The sequence below is a fragment of the Arthrobacter sp. ISL-95 genome (assembly GCF_018613695.1).
Taxonomy (GTDB): Bacteria; Actinomycetota; Actinomycetes; order Actinomycetales; family Micrococcaceae; genus Arthrobacter.
This window is the reverse complement of the sequence record NZ_JAGGPR010000012.1, coordinates 1-23816: the sequence shown is the minus strand read 5'-3', so window position 1 is coordinate 23816 and position 23816 is coordinate 1. Positions and strand designations below refer to the sequence as shown.

The 23816-nt window shown below is 62.6% G+C and carries 15 protein-coding genes; 9 read left to right on the top strand and 6 right to left on the bottom strand.

What is annotated here, in order from left to right; translation table 11 throughout:
* Positions 1 to 223: 223 nt before the first annotated feature.
* The 5 genes from J7I86_RS16220 to J7I86_RS16200 all read right to left on the bottom strand — a co-directional run bounded on the left by J7I86_RS16220 (position 224) and on the right by J7I86_RS16200 (position 10266).
* A complete protein-coding gene (locus J7I86_RS16220) occupies positions 224 to 6358 on the bottom strand; it encodes an Ig-like domain-containing protein (RefSeq protein WP_214821441.1) in 6135 nt (2044 codons plus the stop codon).
* A gap of 275 nt (positions 6359 to 6633) precedes the next feature.
* Complete coding sequence (locus tag J7I86_RS16215) at positions 6634 to 7812, bottom strand: adenylate/guanylate cyclase domain-containing protein (protein ID WP_214821439.1); 1179 nt, start codon at positions 7810 to 7812, stop codon at positions 6634 to 6636.
* Complete coding sequence (locus tag J7I86_RS16210; RefSeq protein ID WP_214821437.1) at positions 7802 to 8395, bottom strand: PH domain-containing protein; 594 nt, start codon at positions 8393 to 8395, stop codon at positions 7802 to 7804. The genes J7I86_RS16215 and J7I86_RS16210 overlap by 11 nt, the downstream gene beginning before the upstream one ends.
* Positions 8388 to 9308, bottom strand: coding sequence for a biotin--[acetyl-CoA-carboxylase] ligase (locus J7I86_RS16205; RefSeq protein WP_214821436.1), 921 nt, complete (start codon positions 9306 to 9308; stop codon positions 8388 to 8390). Before J7I86_RS16205 ends, J7I86_RS16210 begins: the two co-directional genes overlap by 8 nt.
* Before the next feature lie 67 nt (positions 9309 to 9375).
* Complete coding sequence (locus J7I86_RS16200; RefSeq protein WP_214821434.1) at positions 9376 to 10266, bottom strand: NAD(P)-dependent oxidoreductase; 891 nt, start codon at positions 10264 to 10266, stop codon at positions 9376 to 9378.
* Positions 10267 to 10483: 217 nt separating this feature from the next.
* Here J7I86_RS16200 and J7I86_RS16195 point away from each other — a divergent pair, with 217 nt between their 5' ends.
* From J7I86_RS16195 to J7I86_RS16155, 9 genes are all read left to right on the top strand, one after another.
* Positions 10484 to 12067 (top strand): acyl-CoA carboxylase subunit beta, encoded by a 1584-nt coding sequence (locus tag J7I86_RS16195; protein ID WP_214821432.1) that lies wholly within the window; start codon positions 10484 to 10486, stop codon positions 12065 to 12067.
* A complete protein-coding gene (locus J7I86_RS16190; protein ID WP_214821431.1) occupies positions 12064 to 12309 on the top strand; it encodes an acyl-CoA carboxylase epsilon subunit in 246 nt (81 codons plus the stop codon). The genes J7I86_RS16195 and J7I86_RS16190 overlap by 4 nt, the downstream gene beginning before the upstream one ends.
* A 67-nt stretch (positions 12310 to 12376) precedes the next feature.
* Positions 12377 to 14059 carry a DUF885 domain-containing protein gene (locus J7I86_RS16185; protein WP_214821430.1) on the top strand — a complete coding sequence of 561 codons (1683 nt, stop codon included), beginning with the start codon at positions 12377 to 12379 and terminating at the stop codon, positions 14057 to 14059.
* 665 nt (positions 14060 to 14724) lie between these two features.
* Positions 14725 to 16158, top strand: a complete 1434-nt coding sequence (locus tag J7I86_RS16180) for a dicarboxylate/amino acid:cation symporter (RefSeq protein ID WP_214821429.1) — start codon at positions 14725 to 14727, stop codon at positions 16156 to 16158.
* Positions 16159 to 16250: 92 nt separating this feature from the next.
* A complete protein-coding gene (locus tag J7I86_RS16175; RefSeq protein WP_286179904.1) occupies positions 16251 to 16736 on the top strand; it encodes a YbjQ family protein in 486 nt (161 codons plus the stop codon).
* A 143-nt stretch (positions 16737 to 16879) separates the two neighbouring features.
* Positions 16880 to 17599, top strand: coding sequence for a TetR family transcriptional regulator (locus J7I86_RS16170; protein ID WP_214821428.1), 720 nt, complete (start codon positions 16880 to 16882; stop codon positions 17597 to 17599).
* 1 nt (position 17600) lies between these two features.
* Positions 17601 to 20126 carry an MMPL family transporter gene (locus J7I86_RS16165; RefSeq protein WP_214821427.1) on the top strand — a complete coding sequence of 842 codons (2526 nt, stop codon included), beginning with the start codon at positions 17601 to 17603 and terminating at the stop codon, positions 20124 to 20126.
* 119 nt (positions 20127 to 20245) lie between these two features.
* On the top strand, positions 20246 to 20935 hold the full coding sequence (locus tag J7I86_RS16160) for a nucleoside triphosphate pyrophosphatase (protein ID WP_214821425.1): 690 nt from the start codon (positions 20246 to 20248) through the stop codon (positions 20933 to 20935).
* A gap of 60 nt (positions 20936 to 20995) precedes the next feature.
* Entirely contained in the window at positions 20996 to 22867 is a 1872-nt protein-coding gene (locus J7I86_RS16155) for a biotin carboxylase N-terminal domain-containing protein (protein WP_286179916.1), read from the top strand.
* Positions 22868 to 22940: 73 nt separating this feature from the next.
* Here J7I86_RS16155 and J7I86_RS16150 read toward each other — a convergent pair.
* Positions 22941 to 23816: IS30 family transposase (locus J7I86_RS16150; protein WP_214821423.1), on the bottom strand; the 876-nt coding region annotated here is incomplete at its 5' end.

The window sequence follows — 23816 nt, the reverse complement described above, 5'->3', positions numbered from 1 at the left end:
CGCTCCCCAGTGGCTTCCAGGCCAACCGGCAGACGCCGGCAGCCGTCCATTCCGCAGTTCCCCCGTACGGCGGCGGAATTTTCAGTCCCTAAGACTATCCCACGCGCCCTGCGGCCGACCAAGGAAACCCGAGATTGGGCTATCCATCGGCTTTGACAGCGTACTGTCTCCCTTGCCCGGTGCGCCATGGGGACAACTGCCCGGCGCCCCGGCGTCCATTCGCCTAGCATTGCGGAATCTGGTGCGGTCCGGGCTCGCCCAGCGACGTGTTGCCTCGCGCCACATAGCGGCCAGCGTTCGGACCGCTGGTCATGTGATACCAAGGTCCGAGGTTCTGGTACGGCGTACTTCGGTTGATGTAGCAGTTGACCGTAAAGACGCCGTCAGTCTCGTATAGCCATGGAACGCCTCGGATACGACCATCGCAGGTGTGCTCGGAAGGATTAGGGTTCCAGGATGTCTGCCCTGACGGTGCCGTGTCAGTGCAGGTTCGGTATCCGCCTGCCTGCACCGTCGCGTCCCACGAGGTCTTCTGCGGCCCGCTCTGGGCACTCGCTGAAGCAACGCCACCGCCTATGCCCACGGAGTTGAATGTCTGCACCTCAATGGTGCGCGTCTGGTTGTAGCCGCCGGTGTTGACCACACGACTGCCGGACGCGGATTCGTTGATCCACCCGGTATCCGTTCCGCCTCCGGTGATCCTGATCTTGGTAACTGCAACGTCATTGCTGCTGGTAGACGGCGAGGACCAATTCAGCGTCAACGTGGTCTGGTTTTGCCCTCCGTTGGCGCCCGAAGCGGATGGCGTTCCGGGGGAACCATACGGAGTGGTGGTTGCCGGCGCACTCGCATTGGAACTCGGCGCCACTGAGGACACTGCCGTCACCGTAATGGACGTAGCCTGCCCGTTGGTGAATCCACCCACGGTCTGCCCGGGTGTGATGGGGCCGGACTGGCCGGTACTGGCGATGTATCGGTAGCTGACCTCGCTCTCTGACGAGCCGTTGCGTTGGGTTTGGTCCAGGACAGCAAAATTAATGGTGACTGCCCGGCCGGCTCCCCCGGTGTTGGCAGGGGTGGCCGAAACGTTTTGAACCATCATCAGGGTTCCCGTAGCGCGTCGAGGTGCCGAAGGTGCACTGACGCCACCCTTACCGGCTTTGTTCTCCGCTTGAACCGTGAAGGTGTAGCCGGTTTCGTCGTTCTGGGCCGTGAAGACCGCAGAGCGGACATTCCCCGGGATGGTTTGCGTTTGGGGCACGCCGTTTCCACCACTCATGGTGACGTAGTACATCTTGATGGGGTCACCGTTGATATCCGGCTCGCTCCAGTCCGCACGGATTTGATTACTTTTTCCTACAGAATCCACCACAGCGGTAGTAGGTGCGGCCGGGGCTCCCGGAAAACCAGCAGGGTTGTCCTCCAGGGAGTACATGCCCCAGTCCGACGGGCCGAGCTCATTAACGGCTTGGGCGCGGACCTTGTACTTCACGCCATTTGTCAGTCCCGGCCAGGTGTAACTCAAACCGGTGACTTCGTTCTTGACGGCAATGCCGTTGGCTGGCGGCGGAGAAATCTCCAAGTTGTAGTGCTTTACCGGAGAGCCCTCGGTCTTTGCAGGAGTCCACGTGATGGCCATGTTCTTGTCCCCGGCCTTGACCGTGGGAGCATCCGGCGGCGAGGGCTTCTCATCCGGCCGGATCTCGTTGGAGGCGATCGACGCCGGCGAATCCCCCACCTCATTAGTGGCGAACACGGTGAAAACGTACTTCACATTGTTGGTCAGCCCTGACAACGTGCACGTGGTTGTGGGACACACCTGTTCAAAGCCGGCCGCCTTGACCGTGTACTTGGTGATGGCTGCGCCATTGTCCGAAGGCGGCGCCCACTTGAGAACAGCGGTGCGGCTCCGGACATCAGTAGCTACCGGTGCGGACGGAGCGTCAGGTTTGTCCCGGACCGTGATCCGGACGCGTCCCACTGCCTGCCGCGAGGGGTCCTTGGTCTTGTCCAACACCGTGTAGCGAACCACCATGACGCCCTTGAACCCGTCAGCAGGAGTGACCGTGATCGAGTCACCTGAGACAGCCGGCTGGCCAGCGGCGGAACCCGTTTCCACTGCGGCGCTTTCAATGGTCAGCGGCGAGTCATTGAACGGGTTGAAGTCGTTGGCCAGCACGTTGATGGTCTCGGAGCGTCCGGCGTTGGCCTTCTCAACAGCGTCGTCGTTGGCTACTGGCTTGGGCCTGTTGGACGAGACCACGGTAGCCGTTACCGTTGCCCGAACAGCGTCAGACCGGCCGTCTGTGACCTTCAACGGGAAGGTGCCCACAGCACCCGGAGTGACGGAGAGATCCGGTGTGACTTTGAGGACCGTTCCCTCCACCTTGGTTTGGAAACCCGCAGGCTGCTGTCCGTCCAGCTCGAACTTCAGGTTCCCCTGATCCCTTTCGTCAACGTCCTTGGCAAGGTTCGCCAATTCCAGCTCGGTGGTTTCACCCTTGGGCGCTTCGATGGAAGCGCCGCTGAAGGTAGGGATGTGGTTAGCGTTGGGGTCCGGGATCACTTTGGTGATGATGGTCAACGTGGACTTCAGGCCTTGTGAGTCGTCCGGACCGGATCCGTCAGTCACCTCGAAGGTGATGGATCCCGGACCAACATAGTCCGTCTGCGCTGCGTACCGCAGCGCATTCCCATCGCCGGCAATAACGTTGTTGGGATCGGCTCCCTGGACACGGATCTTGTCTGCCACTGTGAGCCGGGGTTGCCGGCCTTCCCGCACCCGGACATATTCCTGGAGCGAAACCGTCACTTCCTTGCCGGACATGACCTCAACGGGTTCGGTCTTGGCGAGGGTGGGATACTGCAGGCCTTGGCCGGGTATCCACATCACGGCAGTGGCCGACTGCCCGTCCATGTCCGTCACGGTGTACGGGATCAGCTGGTCCTGCGGAGTGAGAGTCACCACAACGTTCCCAGCGGTGCCCACGCGTGCGTTCGGATTCTCATCCGGCAGGGTGATGGTCAGATCTTCCGCTACTCCGTCGGGGTCGGAGTCGTTCTTCAGTACCGGGACGTCTACCGCCGTCTTGCCAAGCGTTTCAGCCAGTGTGATGCGGTCATCCACTGCAATGGGAACGTGGAGGGCCGCCGTCGGGCTCGTTTGAACCCTGACCACGGCGCTGGCCTCAGCTTTTTTGTCGTCTTGGATCCGGTAGCTGATGCTTTCGTTTCCGGTGACGCCCGGCGCGGTCAGGAGGACTTTGCCGGAGGCAACTTCCACCTGGAGTTCCGGGTTGGCTTCAAAGGAATTCACCAGGCCAATAGGGTCGCCGTCCGGGTCCGAGTCGTTCTTCAGGGCATCTACTGCAATCCGGCGCCCTGGACGGACCTCAATGGCATCGTCAACGGCTATCGGCTTTTGGTTGTTCGCTTCTGCCGGCGCAATACCCACAATCACGGTGCCGGTGTTCTCCGCTCCGATCCGGTCGCGCACGCGGTAGCTGAACGTGTCAGTACCTGCGGAAGTGGCGGCAGCGGTGAATTCCATGTAGCCGTCCCGCACCACGGCGGTACCGAGTGCAGGCGCTTTGTCTACGCCAATGAGTTGGACGGAGTCGCCGTCGGCGTCAATGCCGTCCAACGTCACGGGGATCTTGACGGTCATGCCGGCTACTACCCGCGCGGTCAGGTTTCGCGGCTCAGGGCGGGTGTTGGTGGCGTCATCGCGGGCACGGATGCGGATGGTGACTTGTTGGGAGTCGGTCTGTCCTGACGCATTGCTGACCTTGTAAATGGCGTAGACGGTCTTGGGGATCTCGCCTGCGATGAAGCGCAGGGTATTGCCCGCGATGAACATCCTGCCATCAGCGGCGTCGGGCTGTTGCGCCAGCTCGGGGTCGAGGGTCAGCTCGCCGCCGTTGGGGTCCGAATCGTTGTCCAGGACAGGAACGGTCACCACGTCTCCGACGCGTACCGACACTTCGTCCGGCTTGGCCTGCGGCGCCTGCAGCTTACTGGGCGCCGGTACTACCTGCACTGAGATGTCTCCCGTGGCCGACGCTTTGCCGTTGGAAATGGTGTATTTCAGGGACACTTGTCCGGTGGCGCGAATGTCCGTGACCTTGACCACCGAATGGTCCAGAACCGCTACCGTAACCGGCAAGCCATCCTCCGCAGTGACGGACTGGACCACCAGGACGCCTCCGGCCGGGTCCGAGTCGTTGCCGAGCACATCCACCACGGTGCTGCCGCCACTGGGCAGAAGCGCAATGTCCCGAACAGCAACAGGGGCGCCGTCGTTGTTACCGGACACTACGTCTACGCGCACCAACTGCTGCGCGCTCGCCGGGCCGTTGGTGACCATGTAAGTGACGTAATGGGGGCCGGTGGAGGTCGAGTTGAAAGTAAACGTTTGCTGGTCCGGACCCATCACGGCCGTGGACTGTTCATCCGGCTGTGCCTGTGCAAGCCGGAGCGTGCCGCCTTGCGGATCAGTATCGTTCTTGAGCGGGGCTATCACCGTGTCCTGGCCGGCCACGGCAACCACGTGATCGGCGTTCGCGATGGGCGGCAAGGCCCCGGGTGCGCGGACATCAACACTGATGCGCCCTTCGGTGCTCAAGGTGCCGTCGGAGACCGTTAGGGAAATGGTCTTCTTTCCAGGCCCGGCTCCGGAGTCCTGGAACGTCAGGAGCCCGTCCGGCCTGATGCGCACTTGGTCCGCGGGATCGCTGCTGCTCGCAGCGACAGCGAAGATGTCATCGCCGTCGGGATCAATCCAGTCATTGAGGATGTACTGGTTGGCGATCTTCCCCGTCTGCACCACCAAGGCATTGTTCCTGTTGGGCTTCTGCTGCGGAGCGTTGTTCTCACCCGGCGGGACAATCCGGAGGTCGACGTTCGCCGCCCCGGTTCCGCCACGGCCATCATCCACGGAGTACTTGAACGTCTCCGCCCCGGTTTGCTCCGCCGGCACGGAAATCTGGAAACCCGTCCCGCCGTAAACAGGAGCCAACGCGCCTGATCTCACCGTTTGGTCGGCGGCAACCGTCAGCACATCGCCGTCGGAATCGGCGTCATTGTCCAAGACAGGCAGGAGGGTGGTCTTGCCGGCGCGCACTCCAAAGGAGTCCGCCTTCGCCACCGGCGGCGTGTTTGGTTTGCTGCGATCCGGGAGGACCGTCTGCTGGACTTCGTCCGCAGAGTCTTTGTCGGCGTCGTCCGATGTTTGTTGGGGAGGAATGACGTCATCCCAGTTGTTCACCAATTGCATGTTCTGGTTGACCATCCAGACGTTGCCGGAATTGACGTCGTTCAGAACCACAAGATCGCGGTTGACCCGGAAAACGTACGACGGCGACGCACTCGCCTTGGGAACATCGGCGCGGCGGTTGTCAGCCTCGTTGCTGCACTCGCGGACGTACTTGTTGGCACCGGACCACGCAGCGTAGGTGCATGTTCCCAACTGCACGGGCACTGCGGGAATGCCTTCGCCATCGGCCCGGACAGTCTTTGCTGTTCCACCGTCCAAGGGCTGAAGGAGGAGTGCCTTGGTAGTGGCGATGGCCACGAAATCCGCAGCCGGTCCTGTTTGTTGAAGCTTGGCGTCGCGGGCGTCGTCCAAGTGGACGGTTGCGCCGCCCGGGAGAACGATGTTCCCCGAGGCTTCATTGAGGACCACTGCTTTGTCGCCCACGGCCGTCAGCTGAAGGTCCCCGGCTCCTTTCAGAGCATCGTCCGTGCGGACCTGCGAATCCACTGATTTGCCGTTGGCGTCCACCTTGGTGGCGGTGACGCTGCCGGACTCCGGATCCACGGTGTGGATGGTGTCGTCTACACCCACTACAGAAATAATTCCGGGCGATTGCTCGAACAGTGGTTCGGACTCATCGCTGAACCCACCCACGGATCCGGCGGACAGTGCCCAGACCTTGCCCTTGGAGGGGTCGGTGACTGCCAGCACTTTGTGGCCGAAACTCACATCCGCCGAACCAGGCAGCTTTTGGTCTCCACCCAGGCGCATGTTCGCAGCGCTTACGGGGTTGATGGTGGCGCCCTCGGGATCATCAATGAAGATGTCACCGGCCTGCTGGAGGACGTCGAAATCCTTGCTCGCAGGCGTCACCGCACCGTCCAAGGACTTGGAGGGGTAATTGAGCCGTCCGGCGGCATTCTTGGACTTGCTGACTACCCAGACGCCGCCATCATTGAGATCCACCTCGGTGGTCTTGAACCCCGGATAGAGGATGGCACCGGTGACCAAGACCGCGGCGGCAACGGAAAATGCGGTGGCCGACATGACCTTACGCTGGCGGTTTTTGGCACGGCGGTTTCCGGACCCGTCAGGCAGAGCCATCCACATTCCCCCACAATTTAGGCAGCACTAGGCAGCCGGCGCCGCACCCCACGGCCATTCACGACACAAACAACGCTAAGACTACCGGGTTAATCCAACGTTTTGCTAAGTCGTGACGGAGTTCTCAGGAACCGCAGATATCCCCAACCCTCTCTCAAGTAACAGCCCTTAACGCCGATCGCCCTCTCACTTTCATGAAGAAAGCGATAGAGCGATCGGCTGAAGTCCGAGGGACGTGAGAGAGCGTGCGGCCCAGACGGGCTGTCAGCAGGCGCCTAGTCCAGCACCAAACCCTTGCCCCGTCCGCGGGCGAGCATTACAGGATGGATCTCACCGAAGCCACGGACGTTCTCCGATTTCTGCGGAACCAGGACGAAACGGTCGTCCTGGCCGAGGGCAGCAGCGGTCATGGCATCCACGAGGACCGTCCCGGGCTGCGCCAGCGTGGTGAGCCGTGCAGCAAGGTTGACTGTAGGTCCGTAAATATCGCCAAGCCTGGACAGGATGCGGCCCCAGACCATGGAGACGCGGCACTGCGGGAGGATCTCGTCCTCAGTGAACGCTTGGGCCAGAGCCAGGGAAATTTCGGCTCCGGCTGCAGGGGTTTCGGCGATGTACAGGACTTCGTCGCCCACGGTTTTGACCAGTCGCCCGCCACCCACGGAAATGATTTCGGCGCACTTGTTTTCAAAACGCTGCACCAATTGGGCGAGCGTTTTCTCGTTCATACGCCGGGAAAGGCTGGTGTACGAGACAAGGTCAGCGAATCCCACCGCCCGGGCCAAAGGCAACGGCGAATCGTCTTCGTCGCCCTCGCGGCCTTCCTCGCTGGCTTGCAACCCGGCTTCCGCGCGAACGGCGAGGCGCTGGACGCCTGCATTGAGCTGACGGCGATAGGAGTACACCAGGATTTCTTCCAAGGACTCCACCAGCGCCGGCAGCTGTCCCACCAGTTGTTTACGCGCCACAGCATCAGGAATTCCTTGCTCAGAGACCATGTCTTCAACCAAGGCTTCGATCTGCCAGACCACCATGCGGTCAGTCATTTGCCCGATGGAACGGGTCACCGAGATCGCCGCTTCCTCAGTCAGAAGCCCGGCCCGGACCAGATCCAGGATGCTGGACAAAGCAGCTTGGTCACGTTCAGTGAACGCGACATCCTCGTCGCCAAAATTGGGGAATCCCAGCGCACGCCAAATTTTCCGTGCGGACAGGATGGACACGCCCGCGCCGGCGGCAACTTCACGACGCCGGAGCTTGCGTTCTCCGCCTAGGAGCTTCGCCTCGAGCGCCTTGATGGCCAGGCGCTCCGCGGACATCACACCAGTGGGCGGACCGGTTGGGACCGACGCCGGAGCAGGCCCGGCCTCAGTGTCTTCGTCCACGGAAGGCTCCGGTACGGCGTCGAACTCCTGGTCCAGCTCCTCGCCGGACTGCTGATCCTCAACGCTCATCTCTTCCACCTTCTCTCAACTCCCACGGCAATTCTTCAAAATCCCTCAGTACTTCACCCTCAAAAATCTCACCTTGCGGGAGTTCGTCCATCGCGTCAAGAATGAAACCCCTGAACTTTCCCACTTCAGGAACATCTGTCAGGACGGCTATTCCGGAGTGCCCGGTATCCAAGGATATATTCCCCGAGTGCAACGTCCGTTGAATCATGCTCTGCTGGACACCCACGTTTCGGATGGCCACCAGCGATACCTGCCAATCATTTCGCCGAAACATTCCATTCCGGGCAAATACGCGTCTGCTTGTCAGAATGTACTTAACCGAACGCCACCGCAACACACGCTTGAGGCTGTAGGCGGCAAGGAACCACCCGGCGAGGACAAGCACCGTACCCATGAGCCATGGCGTCCACTCCGCCGTGATGAACGGCGCAAGCCGCTGCGGGTTTTCCCTGACAATCCAAGCACAGGCAAAGCCTGTAGCAGCAGGAACCGCGATAAAGGCCAGCACCGGAAAGAACAGTGAGCGGGCCTGTTGGCGCGTGATCGTAATGACCTGCTCCCCCGGGAGTAACTCTTTACGCATAACCGCTTTCTGTGGCGCGCAAGTGCACCACATCACCGGCTGTCACAACATGTTCCCTGCCACCGTGGTCCACCACCAGCAACGAGCCGTGCTCGTCCAAGCGCGAGGCATGCCCCACGAGTTCGTGATCCCCGGGCAAGTGCGCGCGCACTTCGCGGCCCAACGTCACCATGGCAGATTCAACACGTTTGTGAAGGGATGGGCCACCCACCAGTCCGGCTGCAGGGTCCCCTTCGGAGTTGCAGAAGCTGCGGTAAAGCCGTGCGAAGCGTGACAGGTAGCTCTTCAGCAGCGCGGTGCGGTCCGTCGTCGCTGCACCTTCCAAAGCGAGCGAGGTTGCCGTGGGAACCGGAAGTTCGTCCTCGGCCAAGGACACGTTGAGTCCAACGCCCAGGATGACTGCCGGAACGGAGCCGTCACCGAGAGGAGTCATCTGCGCCAGGATGCCGGCCACCTTGCGCCCGTTGACCAGCACATCATTTGGCCACTTGATCTCAGCGGTGATGCCCGCCGTTTCCTGCAGGGCCTCCCGTAGCGCTACAGCGGCAAGCAGTGACAGCCAGGAATAGCTCTGCGTAGGAACCGGCATGCCCTCAGCCGTGACCGGACGCAGCACCATGGAGACGGATACCGCCGAGCGCTCGGGTGATTCCCAATGGCGGTCCAGCCGTCCACGCGCCGCCGTCTGGTGTTCGGCGGTCAACACGGAAAGGTCAGCCCACTTCTTGGGCTCCACTGTCACAGCCCGCACGAGGTCCTGGTTGGTGGAACCCGTGGATTGGACAATATCCAGATGCGAGATGCCGGTGGCCGACAAGAATTCCGGCTGAAGCAGTGCCTCACGGTCCAGAGCTTCACGGTTCAACGCGGAACGGGCCTGGGGTTCGCTGTTGTCTGGCTGTTCGGCATCCATAGCTGAATCCTATCCAGTCGCAGCGTCCCCGGATGATGGCTGCCCGGAAAAACGCCTGTGAATCCGCCTAGAGGAAAATGTCCGGCACCAAGCGGTCTTCGGGCGCGCCGAGGCTGTAGGGAGTGAAGTCCGCTACTCCGGCAGCCCGCAGCACCTCCTCGTCCGTGTAGAAGTTCCCGGTAGAGGCCGTACCAGTCAGCACGGCATGGGCGGCGTCAGCCATGATTTCCGGCCCTCGTGCCGCCTGCACGATCTGCTGCCCACCGGGCATGTTCCGGATCGCGGCGGTGTCGATCAAGGTGCACGGCCAGAGCGAGTTGACCGAGACGCCGTCGTTCTTCAGCTCTTCGGCCAGCCCCAGGGTGGTGAGGCTCATCCCGTACTTGGCCATGGTGTAGGCCAAATGCATCCCGGCCCATTTGGGGTCCAGGTTCAGGGGCGGAGACAGGGTGAGGATGTGGCCGTGGCCGGATTCCCGCAGGGCGGGCAGGGCCAGTTTGGAGAGCAGGAACGTGCCGCGGACGTTGATGTCCTGCATGAGGTCGAAGCGCTTCATGTCCACCGCGTCGGTGCGGGACAGGTCAATGGCTGAGGCGTTATTGACAACGACGTCAATTCCCCCGAAACGCTCGACGGCGGCGGCTACTGCTGCGGCGACGTCATCATCATCGCGGACGTCCCCGACGAGCGGCAGCGCCTGGCCACCTGCTTCCACCAGCTGTTCCGCGGCGGTAAAAACGGTGCCCTCGAGTTTGGGGTGGGGATCGCCCGTCTTGGCCATGATCACGATGTTGGCGCCATCGCGGGCCGCCCGGGTGGCGATGGCCAGGCCGATGCCACGGCTGCCGCCGGACATAAGGATGGTCTTGCCCTTGAGTGAAGCAGTGGTCACGTAGGGGCTGGTGCGTTGCGTTTGACCCTCTGTGGAGGCGGAGGAAGCGCCGTTGCTTGAAGTCATGCAGACACTCTAACCCAACTATGTTACTGGCGGGTAACATAGTGATGGCTTTGGCTTGGACGCTGAAAATTGTAGGGTTTCTACAGCGGTTCGCGGCAAAGGCGTCACTAGACTGGCCTGCGGGGCCTGTTCTTTGTACGGAAGCTACTTAAGTCAGCTTCTTGTCCGTACCCGGGATTGCGCCAGCGAAAATCAGCTACAGAGCCGGAGACATTTGATGAGCCACGATCTGACAACGACAGCGGGAAAGATTGCAGACTTCCGCGACCGCCAGGCCCGTGCAGAACAGCCTTCCGGCCCGGAAGCGATCGAAAAGCAGCACGCGCGTGGCAAGAACACTGCCCGCGAACGCATCGACCTTCTGGTCGATCCCGGATCGTTCGTCGAGTTCGACGCCCTCGCAGTGCACCGCTCCACTGCCTTCGGCATGGAAAAGAAGAAGCCGCTCGGTGACGGCGTCGTCTCCGGATACGGAACCGTGGACGGCCGCCTCATCGCCATCTACAGCCAGGACTTCAGCGTCTACGGCGGTTCGTTGAGCCAAGTGAACGGCGAAAAGATCGTCAAGGTCCAGGAATTCGCCCTCCGCAACGGTTGCCCGGTTGTAGGGATCAACGACGGCGGCGGCGCACGTATCCAGGAAGGCGTCGCCTCACTGGCCATGTTCGCGGACATCTTCCGCAACAACGTCCACGCTTCCGGCGTGGTCCCCCAGATCTCCCTCATCATGGGCCCGTGCGCCGGTGGCGCCGCCTACTCCCCCGCCCTGACCGATTACGTGGTCATGGTGGACAAGACTTCACACATGTTCATCACCGGCCCTGACGTCATCAAGACTGTCACCGGCGAGGACGTTGACATGGAAACTCTCGGTGGCGCACGGCAGCACAATGCCACCACCGGCACCTCCACCTATCTTGCTTCCGACGAAGCCGACGCGATCGAATTCGTCCGCGAACTCCTGGATTTCCTCCCTTCCAACAACCTGTCCGAAGCCCCCGTGGTGGAGCACGACCAGGAACTGGAACTCAATAATGACGACCATGCACTGGATTCGCTGATTCCCGATTCCGCCAACCAGCCTTACGACATGCGCAAGGTTATTGAGCAGATCGTGGACGACGCACACTTCCTCGAAATGCAGTCCTTGTACGCCCCCAACGTCATGATCGGCTACGGCCGCGTTGAGGGACACACCGTGGGTATCGTGGCCAACCAGCCCATGCAGTTCGCGGGAACGCTGGACATCTCGGCCTCCGAGAAAGCAGCCCGGTTCGTCCGCCATTGCGATGCTTTCAACGTGCCCATCATCACGCTGGTGGACGTCCCCGGCTTCCTGCCCGGCAAGGATCAGGAGTTCCAGGGCATCATCCGCCGCGGCGCCAAGCTCCTCTACGCCTACGCCGAAGCAACCGTTCCCAAGCTCACGGTCATCACCCGGAAGGCCTATGGTGGTGCGTACATCGTGATGGGCTCAAAGAAGCTGGGCGCGGATTTGAACCTCGCCTGGCCCACCGCCCAGATCGGCGTCATGGGCGCCCAGGGTGCAGTTAATATCCTTTACCGTCGCGATCTCGCTGCCGTGGCAGAAGCCGGCGGCGACGTAGAAGCCAAACGCGCCGAGATCATCCAAGGCTACGAGGAAGAACTCCTGAACCCGTACCAGGCGGCACAGCTGGGCTACGTTGACGCAGTCATTGCTCCTTCGGATACGCGCCTGCAGATCATCCGCGGGCTACGTGCCCTCCGCGACAAGCGTGCGAGCTTGCCCACCAAGAAGCACGGAAACATCCCGCTGTGAGCGCGGCAAAGCATCGCGCCGAGCCGGCGTCTGATCAGGAACCGGCCACTCCCCTGTTCTCGGTGGTCAAGGGCGAGCCCACGGCCGAAGAGCTCGCGGCGCTTGCCGCCGTCGTGGTTTCCCTCGGAGGCCAGCAGGAAGCGGTGCCGTCCAAGCCGAACGTCCGGCACTGGGTGCGTCGCCAGCAACTACGCTTGGACCCCACGCCGGGTCCTGGCGCTTGGAAGCGCAGCCGAGGTTAAATCCCCCGTTCGTTCAAAAAGTTCAACAACCCTTTCACGTAAGCGGCGTCGCGGCTAGGCTCTGTGGGTGACTACTGCAAACACCCCCGTACGCCCGAAGTCCGCTATCGATGCCGTCGCTGACGCGTACACAGAAAAGCTGATCGAACTCAATCCCAGTTTCGCCACCACGCTGGGCCTGCCGGGACACGAAACCGAATACCAGGACTACTCTCCGGCCGGCGCCGAAGCACAGGCGCTGGCCGCGCGGCAGGCGCTGGATGCTCTGGCAGGCCTTGAGCCGTCCGATGACGTGCATGCCGTTACCTTGGACGCCATGCGCGAGCGGCTCGGCCTGGAGCTGGAGATTCACGAGTCCGGCTGGGATGCGGCCGACCTCAACAACATCGCCTCCCCCTCGCAGGACATCCGCGCCATCTTCGACCTCATGCCCACGGACACGGTTGAACAGTGGGATCACATTGCAGGCCGCACTTCCAACGTTCCCGGCGCGATTGAGGGCTACATTGTGTCACTTCGCTCGGCTGCGGCCGCCGGAAAAGTAGCCGCCGCCCGCCAAGTGAGGATCGTCATTGAACAGACCGGCCGTTACGCCGCCGAGGACGGTTTCTTCGCCAGAATGGCAGCCACCGCTGCCCTTGGTGACGCGCCACTGCCCGCGGAGCTTCAATCAAAGCTCGACGCCGGGACTGCGGCCGCGCGTTCGGCGTACAGCGCCCTTGGTGACTTCCTTCGCGACGAACTCCTCCCCGTAGCCCCGGAAAAGGACGCCGTGGGCCGCGAACGTTATAGCTTGGCTTCCCGTTCGTTCATCGGTGCCGAAGTCGACCTGGAAGAAACGTATGCCTGGGGCGTACAGGAGCTTGAGCGACTCATCAGCGAGCAGGAGAAGGTTGCCGGCCAAATCAAGCCCGGAGCCTCGATCGAAGAAGCCAAGAGCATCCTCAATAACGATCCGGCGCGCCAGATCAACGGCACCAACGCCCTCAAGGCCTGGATGCAGGAACTCTCCGACCGGGCCGTATCCGAGCTGGCCGACGTCCACTTCGACATTCCGGATGTCATGAAGACCCTTGAGTGCATGATCGCCCCCACCGATGAAGGCGGCATCTACTACACCGGCCCGTCTGACGACTTCTCCCGCCCGGGCCGCATGTGGTGGTCCGTACCGGCAGGCGAAGACGCCTTCACCACCTGGTCCGAAACAACCACGGTGTTCCACGAAGGCGTCCCCGGCCACCACCTCCAAGTTGCCACGGCAACGTACCGGCGTGAACTGCTCAACAACTGGCGCCGGAACGTCTGCTGGGTATCCGGCCACGGCGAAGGCTGGGCCCTCTACGCTGAGCAACTCATGCTTGAACTGGGATACCTCAAAGATCCGGGCGACCACATGGGCATGCTGGACGGCCAGCGCATGCGTGCGGCCCGCGTGGTGTTCGACATCGGTGTGCACCTGGAACTGCCCGTCCCCGAGCGCTGGGGCACCGGGACCTGGACACCGGAGAAGGGCTTTGACTTCCTCAAGTCCAACCTTGACATCAGCGAGGGCCAACTCCAGTTCGAATTCACCCGCTACCTCGGCTGGCCCGGACAAGCGCCGTCCTACAAAGTGGGGCAGCGTTTGTGGGAGCAGATCCGGGCCGAGCTTGAATCGCGCGAAGGCTTCGACTTGAAGTCCTTCCACAGCAAGGCGTTGAACATCGGCTCCGTAGGTTTGGACGTTCTGCGCCGGGCGCTACTGGGCTGAGGCTCTGACGGCGTGCCCCCGGGCGCTCGGGGGACGCCTCGCACCCGTTCCCGCCGTGTGCACCCCTTCGGCACCAGTAGCGCACCCGTTCCCCCATTTCGCACCAGTGGTTACGGGTGCGATCGGCGGTAAATGGTGCGCAGCTATGACAGTGCTGGCTGAGACGTTGCTACCAGGGCGGAGCTGGGCGGCACCCCTGAGTCCCGCTCACGATGCCCGCTTCGCACCCGTTCCCGCCCCGCGCACCCCTTCGGCACCAGTAGCGCACCCGTTCCCCCATTTCGCACCAGTGGTCACGGGTGCGATCGGCGGTAAATGGTGCGCAGCTATGACAGTGCTGGCTGAGACGTTGCTACCAGGACGGAGCCGGGCGGCAGCCCTGAGTCCCACTCACGATGCCCGCCTCGCACCCGTTCCCGCCCCGCGCACCCCTTCGGCACAAGTAGCGCACCCGTTCCCGCCCCGTGCACCCCTTCGGCACCAGTAGCGCACCCGTTCCCGCTTTGCTCAGAGATCATCGCCACACCGCTTACGGGAATAACTTCACATAAACCCCGCTCAGGGCCGGAAAGCTGCGAGTCAACTGGCAGCGCGGCTGTCGAGGCCGCGTAACATTTCTCAACGTCCGTTCGCTATGTTATTTGCGGTGCACCTACGGTGTTCCGGTGAGCACCTCAACCAACACTTCCCCAGCAGCTGGCAAGACCGGCTTCCGGCTCCCCAAGTGGGCCGGCTCCTTCGGCGTCCAGATCATCGCGGCCCTTATCATCGGCCTCGTCCTCGGCCTCATCGCCAAGTACACGGGTAGCACCAAGACGGCCCCCAATGGGCTCGGCGCTACTCTCCAGACGATTGGTTCCAGCTACGTCTCATTGCTGCAGACCGCCGTCGTTCCTTTGATTTTCACCGCGGTGGTGAGCTCCATTGCCAACCTGCGCCAGGTGTCCAACGCCGCGCGCCTGGCGTGGAACACCCTGCTGTGGTTCGCCATCACGTCCCTGGTGTCGGTACTGATCGGCATTGGGCTGGGCGTGCTCCTGCAGCCCGGCGCCGCAACCGGCATCACCGAAGAAGCGAAGTACGCCGGTAAGACCGGCGACTGGTGGGCCTTCCTGATCGGCCTCTTCCCCAAGAACTTCCTGGGACTCGGCGCCAGCTCCACCGTCACCGAGAGCGCCAACGCTGCCACCACGGTCAGCACCGCCGTCAACTTCAACGTGCTCCAGATCCTGGTCATCGCGATCGCAATCGGCGTTGCTGCCCTCAAGGTGGGCAAGCAGGCCGAAGCCTTCCTGACGTTCAACGCTTCCGCACTGGCAGTCATCCAAAAGGTCCTGTGGTGGATCATCCGTATCGCCCCGCTGGGCACCATCGGCCTCATCGGTAACGCTGTTGCCATCTACGGCTGGGACACCATCGGCTCCCTAGGCAAGTTCACTGCCGCCATCTACATTGGCCTGGCCCTGGTGCTCTTCGTCCTCTACCCGATCCTGGTCCGCGTCCACGGCTTGTCCGTCAAGCAGTACTTCTCCGGTGTTTGGCCGGCTGTGCAGCTGGCGTTCGTTTCCCGTTCCTCGATCGGCACGCTGCCGCTCACGCAGCGCGTCACCGAACGGAACCTGGGCGTCCCTTCCGGCTACGCTTCCTTCGCCGTGCCGCTGGGTGCCACCACCAAAATGGACGGCTGCGCAGCAATCTACCCGGCCATCGCAGCGATCTTCGTGGCACAGTTCTTCGGCATCAACCTGGACTTCAGCCAGTACCTGCTGATCGTGCTGGTCTCCGTCCTCGGTTCCGCTGCGACGGCTGGTACCACCGGCGCTGTCGTCATGCTCACGCTGACCCTGTCCACGCTGGGACTGCCCCTTGCCGGCGTCGGCCTCCTGCTGGCGATCGACCCGATCCTGGATATGGGCCGCACGGCCGTCAACGTCGCGGGCCAAGCGCTGGTCCCGGCCATCGTGGCCAAGCGCCAGGGAATCCTGGATGAAGCGCTCTACAACGCACCGCGCAACGGTGCAGTGTTCGCGGATGAATTCGCCGCGGACAAAGCAGCAGCAGAAAGCAACGAGCGCGAACTGGCTGATACGAAGGCCTAGCAACCGCCTCTTTGCCACGGTGCAATCCCCCGGGGAGTTCTCCCCGTGGGGATTTCCCCGATTAAGGGGCCAAGTCTGGGTAGGCTCTGACCATGTTGATCGTCACCTCCAACGAAATCCCGGGCCACCGGATTGACGCCGTCTTCGGCGAAGTCATGGGCCTCACTGTCCGTTCACGCGATATCGGCTCCCAGATGCTTGCCGGCTTCCGCTCCCTTGGTGGCGGTGAGCTGCCCGAAATGACCAAGGCCCTTTACGAAAGCCGCCAGGAAGTCATGGCACGCATGGTCAATGAAGCGCAGCAGCGTGGCGCGAACGCCATCGTCGCCATGCGTTTCGACACCTCCGAAATGGGCACCAACTGGACTGAAGTTTGCGCCTACGGAACCGCCGTGTACGTCCTGCCCCTGGGCGAGGGCGAGCCCGGAGCTACTGGACAATCGATCTACCTGACCAAGTCGGCCGCACAGCAGCAGAGCCAGCCCCAGCAGCCGGCACAGCCCACTCAACCGCACCAGCCCGAGCAGACGCAGCAGTTCACCCCGCCCACTCCCCCGGGCCAGCCTCACCAGTTCTAGTCCGACGCCAGGTCCCGCCCTGGTTCGTCACACTCGCCGTTGAAAGGTGGTCGTGACGAACAAGGGCGGGACTTTTCGCATTCCTGGAACGCATTCCCGAGCTCAAATTGCGCAGAGTGCAAACTTGCACTTAGTGTAAGTATGTGACCGAAACCAGTAGCCAGGAAGCCACTGCGGAGTCGCCCCCTGAGCAGTCGACGCCCTCCCGGCGCGAGCTCAACAAGGCAGCCACCCGCAGTTCCATCGCCTCCGCAGCCCTGGACCTTTTGCGTAGCAACGGGTCCGGCAATTTCACCGTTGAGGACATTGCGGCCAGCGCGGGTGTCTCACGGCGAACTTTCTTCAATTACTTCCCCAGCCTCGAGGCCGCCTTGGCGTCCGTTGCCGACGGCTTCATGGACCACGCGTTGGAGCAGTTCCGGCTGCGGCCGGAAGAGGAGTCGATCCTCGAATCCGCCCAAGCTGCCCTCATGGCGCTGGCCGACCCCATGTCCGTGGCACCCATGGCCGAACTCTTCAGCCTGACCCAGGACAACCGGCAGCTTGCCCGCTCCGAGCTTGAAGCCTGGGAACACTGCACCGAGCAGATTATCGACGCCGCCCGCAGCAGGCTCGGCACCGGCATCAGTGAGCTCTACCTGCACGCCCTGGCAGGCTCAGTGATCTCGTGCGGCAAAGCAGCAATGACTGTCTGGTTCACCGAACATGGACCAGATCTTTCACCGAAATCACTTGCCGCGCTTCGCCAGCACCTCATCGATGCGATGGGCCTTCTCGGCGCCGGCTTCGCGCCGCCGTCGCACACGTCCTCACAAACCGCAGCAGCCTCACCTTCCGTTCCAACCACCAAAGATCGGTTCTGACATGGCCTCGTTCCTCTACCGTCTCGGCAAGTTTTCGTATCGCCGCCGCTGGCTCGTCGTCTCCATATGGCTGGCCGTCATGGTGGCAGTGGGCGGCTCGGCCGCAGCATTCCACGGCACCATGTCCAACAACTTCACCATCCCGGGCACCGAAACCCAGCAGATGGCGGATAAGCTCAAGGAAGCCCTTCCTGACTCATCAGGCGGTTCGGCCAGCGTGGTTTTCGACGCCGGGGATACTGGTTTCGATCAAGCCAAGAAGGACGCGGTTGCGGCTGCGCTCACCAAACTCGAAGCCATGCCGGACGTGCAGGGAACGGTCAACCCGTTCACCACGCAGGAGCAGTTGGACAAGTCCGCAGCGGATATTGCCGCCGGTGAAGCCAAGGCCGCCGAAGGCAAGGCTCAGCTGGACGCATCCCGCACGCAGCTGGAGGCGGGCGAGGCACAACTCGCCGGGGTGGAACAGCAGCTCGCTGCCTCAGGCCTTACGCCCGCTCAGATTCAGGCCCAGCTGGCTCCGCAGCGCGCAGAACTTGCCGCCGGCAAGGAAAAGCTCGACGCCGGGGCCAAGGAAGCTGCCGACGGCGCCGCCACGCTGGCTCTTGGCAAGCGACAGCTCGAAGCCTCTGAAGGTCTCCGTTTTGTTTCCAGTGACAACAAAGCCGCAGTAGCCCAGGTCCAGTTCAAGACCTCCATCAACGCCGTTGACCCTGCCGTCCGTGAGGAAGTCCAAGAGATCGTCCACGGAGTTTCCTCCGCCGGCGTCACTGCCTACGCCAGCAAGGAAATCACCGAGGACGTCTCGGAGATCTTCGGCATCGCTGAAATTGTGGGCGTCGCTGTTGCAGCCCTGGTCCTGATTTTGATGCTCGGAACTTTGATCGCTGCCGGCCTGCCGCTGGTGATGGCCCTCATTGGCGTCGCCGTAGGTGTGGGCGGAACGTTCGCGCTCACCAGCGTGATCGACATGAGTTCCATCTCCCCCATGCTTGCCCTGATGCTCGGCCTCGCGGTTGGCATTGACTACTCGCTGTTCATCGTCAACCGCCACCGGACACAGCTCCTGGCCGGTATGGACGCCGAGGAATCTGCAGCATTGGCCACCGGCACCTCCGGTAACGCCGTGCTTTTCGCCGGCCTGACGGTCATCATCGCCTTGGCCGCACTTGTGGTTCCGGGACTGCCCTTCCTCGCCGTGATGGGTGTTGCTGCCGCAGCGACAGTCGCCGTGGCCGTCGTCGTGGCCCTGACCCTGACGCCCGCCGTCCTGGCACTGATCGGCCGCCGACTCATCTCCAAGCGCGCTTGGGCCAAGGCCGCCAAGCACAACGCCGAGCCGGGCCACGAAGCTGCCGACCGTGAACTTGAGGAGAAGCGCAGCAGCAGTGGCTGGGGCGGCATGGTCACGCGTCACCCATGGGTTGCCTTGGTGGCCAGCGTGGTGCTGTTGGGGGCTTTGGCGCTGCCTGCTTCGCAGTTGCGGCTGGCTCTTCCCGACGGCGGCTCCGAGCCGGTGGACTCGCAAGCCTTCAAGGCCTACGACCTCACGCGCAGCAGCTTCGGCGAAGGCGTGACTGGACCGATCGTCGTCGTGGGCGAATTCCCCGAAGGCCTCAGCGAGAATGATGCCAAGAACAAGCAGTTCGACGTCGCGGACCAACTCCGCAGCGTTGAGAATGTCATCGCTGCCGTGCCGATAGCCCTGAGCGAAGACCGCCGCACCGCCGTCTTCCAGGTCCTTCCAAAGGAAGGCCCGGCCAGTGCGGGTACCGTCCAGGTGGTGTCCGACCTCCGCGCCAAGGGAACCGGGATCAGCGAGGACCTTGACGTGCAGATCGGCCTCACCGGACAAACCGCAGGCAACATTGACGTGTCCAACAAGCTCGGCGCCGCGTTGCCGCCGTACTTGGCGATCGTAGTGGGACTCTCCTTGCTGCTGTTGCTGCTGGTTTTCCGCTCCATTGTGGTTCCCCTGCTGGCCACCGGCGGTTTCCTGCTCTCGCTGGCCGCTGCTTTTGGTGCCGTGGTTGCCGTCTACCAGTGGGGCTGGCTGGGAGGCATTTTCGACGTCGCCAACCCGGGGGCTGTCCTGAGCTTCCTGCCTATCATCCTGATTGGCGTGCTGTTCGGACTCGCCATGGACTATCAGGTGTTCATCACCTCAGGTATGCGGGAATCGTTCATGCACGGCGAGTCTGCCAAGCACGCTGTCCGCTCAGGGTTCAGCCACGCCGCAGCCGTGGTCACCGCGGCCGCGATCATCATGGTGAGCGTGTTCTCCGGCTTCATCTTCAGCCACCTCACCATGGTCCGTCCGCTGGGCTTCGCCATGGCATTCGGTGTGCTGATTGACGCCTTCGTAGTGCGCATGACCATAGTTCCCGCCGTTATGTATCTCCTCGGCGAGAAGGCCTGGTGGCTGCCGAAGTGGCTGGAGCGAGTCCTTCCGGACGTGGATGTTGAAGGCGCCAAGCTGAACCGCACCGACCGCCGGAAGGCCGACGCCGAGGAACTGGTCCACTAGCGCTCTCTCACATAACAGCCGATTTTCACCAGCGCTCGCTCACTTGCTTGAGGCAAGTGAGCGAGCGTTCGGTTTAAGTACGCGGGATGTGAGAGATGGTTCGTATTAGGCTGGAGAGCGTGACCCGATTGATTCTTGCCTCCCAGTCCCCTGCCCGCACCAAGCTGCTTACCGAAGCCGGGATCGAGCATGACGTCCTGGTCTCGGACGTGGACGAGGACGCTGTTCAGGCCAAGTACGGTGTGACCGACGCCCACGACACCGCTCTCCTGCTGGCCCGCGCCAAGGCTGAGGCCGTGGCCGCACTCCCCAAAGCTGAAGGCGCATTGGTGATCGGCTGTGATTCGGTGTTCGAGTTCGACGGCGAGTCGCACGGCAAGCCCTACACCGCGGAGGTCGCCCGGGAACGGATGCTGCGAATGAGTGGCTCGCAGGGTGTGCTTCACACAGGCCACTGGTTGGTTGACTGCCGGGATACCGCCGCTGACGCGGACGAGTACGACGCGGACGACGACGATGCAGCCGGGAATGAGGCTCCCGAAGGCACGGGCGCCACCGTTGGAGCGGTATCGAGCGCCGAGGTTCACTTCGCTCAAATGAGCACCAGCGACATCGACGCCTACATCGCTACCGGAGAACCGCTCCACTGCGCCGGATCCTTCACCATCGACGGCTTGGGCGGGGCTTTCATTCGTAAAGTGGACGGCGACCCACACGCCGTCGTCGGGCTTTCCATCTCCACACTCCGGGACCTGCTGGTCCACGCGAACGTGGGCATCACGGAGCTGTGGGCCGCGAACAACCAGTAAAAGTGTTTTGTAGCAACCCTACAAAGGAACAGCGCCCCACACACGGAATCCCCCATGAATATGGGCGGAACCCTCACAATCGCGCTAGGCTCCTCAAGGACAGAAGGAGTCAACAACTTGTCAGCTAACCCGGCGCAGCCCATTTCCAGCCCTCTCACCAAGGTCTTGATTGCCAACCGCGGCGAAATCGCGGTCCGCATCATCCGAGCCGCCCGGGACGAAGGCATTGCCTCCGTAGCCGTTTACGCCGACCCTGACCGTGATGCCCTGCACGTTCGCCTTGCCGACGAAGCCTACGCGCTGGGCGGCACCACGGCTGCTGAGTCGTACTTGGTGATGGACAAGATCATCGACGTCGCCAAGCAGTCCGGCGCGGACGCCATCCACCCCGGTTACGGCTTCCTTGCAGAGAACGCCGAGTTCGCCGCCAAGGTCATCGACGCCGGCATCACGTGGATCGGGCCCTCCCCGGAAGCCATCTCCGCTCTGGGTGACAAGGTGCAGGCCCGCCACATCGCCGAAAAGGTAGGCGCTCCCCTGGTCCCCGGCACGGCTGACCCCGTGGAATCCGCGGACGAAATCATGAAGTTCGCCGAGGAATTCGGGCTTCCGGTTGCTATCAAGGCTGCCTTCGGCGGCGGTGGTCGCGGCATCAAGGTGGCCCGCACCATGGAGGAAATCCCCGAGCTGTACGAATCCGCAGTCCGCGAAGCCATTGCAGCTTTCGGCCGAGGCGAGTGCTTCATCGAGCGGTTCCTCGATGCCCCGCGCCACGTGGAAACACAGTGCTTGGCCGATGCTTTCGGCACCGTGGTAGTGGTCTCCACCCGCGACTGCTCGCTGCAGCGCCGCAACCAGAAACTTGTTGAGGAAGCACCCGCGCCGTACCTCAGCGAAGAGCAGAACAAGCGCCTCTACGAATCCTCCAAGGCCATCTTGAAGGAAGCAAACTACCTGGGTGCCGGCACCTGCGAGTTCCTGGTAGGCCAGGACGGCACCATTTCCTTCCTCGAGGTCAACACCCGCCTCCAAGTGGAGCACTGCGTGTCCGAGGAAGTCACGGGAATCGACCTGGTCCGCGAGCAGTTCCGCATTGCCCGCGGCGAAGCACTGGGCTATGACGATCCCGAGGTCCGCGGCCACTCCTTCGAGTTCCGCATCACGGGTGAGGACCCGGGCCGTAACTTCATGCCTGCCCCCGGCACCATCACTACGCTGAAAAACCCGACCGGACCCGGCGTTCGGGTGGATTCCGGCGTGGAGCAGGGCGACGTCATCAGCGGCAACTTCGACTCCATGCTCTCCAAGCTGATCATCACGGGAGCAACCCGCGAGCAGGCGCTCCAGCGTTCACGCCGGGCGTTGGAGGAGATGGTGGTTGAGGGCATTCCCACTGTCATCCCCTTCGACCTCGCAGTGGTCACCGATCCGGCATTCGCCCCGGCGGAGGGCCCGTTCAAGGTCCACACACGCTGGATCGAGACCGAGTTCGTCAACAGCATCCCGGCATGGTCGGCCAACGTAGCAGGCGCAGAGACGCCCGACGCCGGTGACCGCCAGCGCGTCGTCGTCGAGGTTGGTGGCAAGCGCCTTGAGGTAGTACTGCCGTCCGGGCTGGGTGGCGGTGTCGCAGCTGTTTCCAGCGGTTCAGGTACCAAGTCCGGCAAGTCCAAGAAGCGCTCCCGTTCGGCCGGTGCCACGGCTGCAGCTGCGGGCGGCGACGCACTTACTTCCCCCATGCAGGGCACCATCGTTAAGGTGGCAGCTTCTGAAGGCGACGTCGTGGCCGAGGGCGACCTGATCGTGGTCCTGGAAGCCATGAAAATGGAGCAGCCGTTGACTGCCCACAAGGCCGGTACCGTCCGCGGCCTCTCCGCCACCGCAGGTGAGACCGTTGCCGCCGGCGCGGTCATCGCCACCATCGAGGACTAAGGCGAAATACTCCGAACACGACGTCGGCCCCGCACCGTTGGCGGTTTCTAGGGGTCGTTGCAACGCCTGTTGGTTAGGTGGTTAGTAGTAAATCACGTAAACGCTCGGCTGGAGTTTTCCAGCCGAGCGTTTTGCGTGGACGGCCGTTGAGTTCCTGGGCGACGTGTTCGAGGTCTTCGGGGCCGAAGACGGACAGGTCGGTTCCTTTGGGGAAGTACTGGCGCAGCAGTCCGTTGGTGTTCTCGTTCGAGCCGCGCTGCCATGGGCTGGCGGGGTCGCAGAAATAGACCTGCATGTCGGTGGCGAGGGTGAAGGATTTGTGGCCAGCCATTTCCGCACCCTGGTCCCAGGTCAGGGATCCGCGCAGGTGCGCCGGCAGGGTGGCCATGGTTTTGATGAGGCCGTCCCGGACGGTTTCGGCGGGATGGTCGCCTGGGAGGTGGACGAGCATCACGTAGCGGGTGGTGCGTTCGACCAGGGTCGCGATCGCGGACTGGTTATTGGTTCCGGTGATGAGGTCGCCGTCCCAATGGCCCGGGACTGCGCGGTCTTCGATTTCGGGTGGACGCTCGGAAATCATGACCATCGGGTCCACGAACCGTGGCGTGCGTTGTTCGCCAGTCGTGTGTGGTTTGCGGCGTGTCCGTCCGCTGCGCAGCGCTGACTGCACTTCGCGTTTGAGTCCGCCTCTGGCCTGGAGGTAGAGGGCTTGATAGATCGTTTCTGGTCTCACACGCATCTCCGGGTTGTCTGGGAACTCTTCGATCAGCGTGTTGCTAATCTGTTCCGGAGACCAGCGTATGAGCAGCTTGTCCTTGACGTAGTCACGCAACTCCGACTCGCTCACGAGCTTGGCTGTCTTGGGACGTGCCCGCCGGAAAGCGGCTTGACGGTGTGCCCCATGTGGCAGGTAACCCAGCTTGCTGTCGGTATTGCGGGCCAGCTCGCG

Bases quoted from the DNA above. Each gene is read 5' to 3' on its own strand.
- J7I86_RS16155 (WP_286179916.1), top strand. From the start codon at position 20,996: ATGGGCGGAACCCTCACAATCGCGCTAGGCTCCTCAAGGACAGAAGGA.
- J7I86_RS16215 (WP_214821439.1), bottom strand. From the start codon at position 7,812: ATGAGCGTTGAGGATCAGCAGTCCGGCGAGGAGCTGGACCAGGAGTTC.
- J7I86_RS16205 (WP_214821436.1), bottom strand. From the start codon at position 9,308: ATGGATGCCGAACAGCCAGACAACAGCGAACCCCAGGCCCGTTCCGCG.
- J7I86_RS16200 (WP_214821434.1), bottom strand. From the start codon at position 10,266: ATGACTTCAAGCAACGGCGCTTCCTCCGCCTCCACAGAGGGTCAAACG.
- J7I86_RS16220 (WP_214821441.1), bottom strand. From the start codon at position 6,358: ATGGCTCTGCCTGACGGGTCCGGAAACCGCCGTGCCAAAAACCGCCAG.
- J7I86_RS16175 (WP_286179904.1), top strand. From the start codon at position 16,251: ATGTTGATCGTCACCTCCAACGAAATCCCGGGCCACCGGATTGACGCC.
- J7I86_RS16195 (WP_214821432.1), top strand. From the start codon at position 10,484: ATGAGCCACGATCTGACAACGACAGCGGGAAAGATTGCAGACTTCCGC.
- J7I86_RS16165 (WP_214821427.1), top strand. From the start codon at position 17,601: ATGGCCTCGTTCCTCTACCGTCTCGGCAAGTTTTCGTATCGCCGCCGC.
- J7I86_RS16210 (WP_214821437.1), bottom strand. From the start codon at position 8,395: ATGCGTAAAGAGTTACTCCCGGGGGAGCAGGTCATTACGATCACGCGC.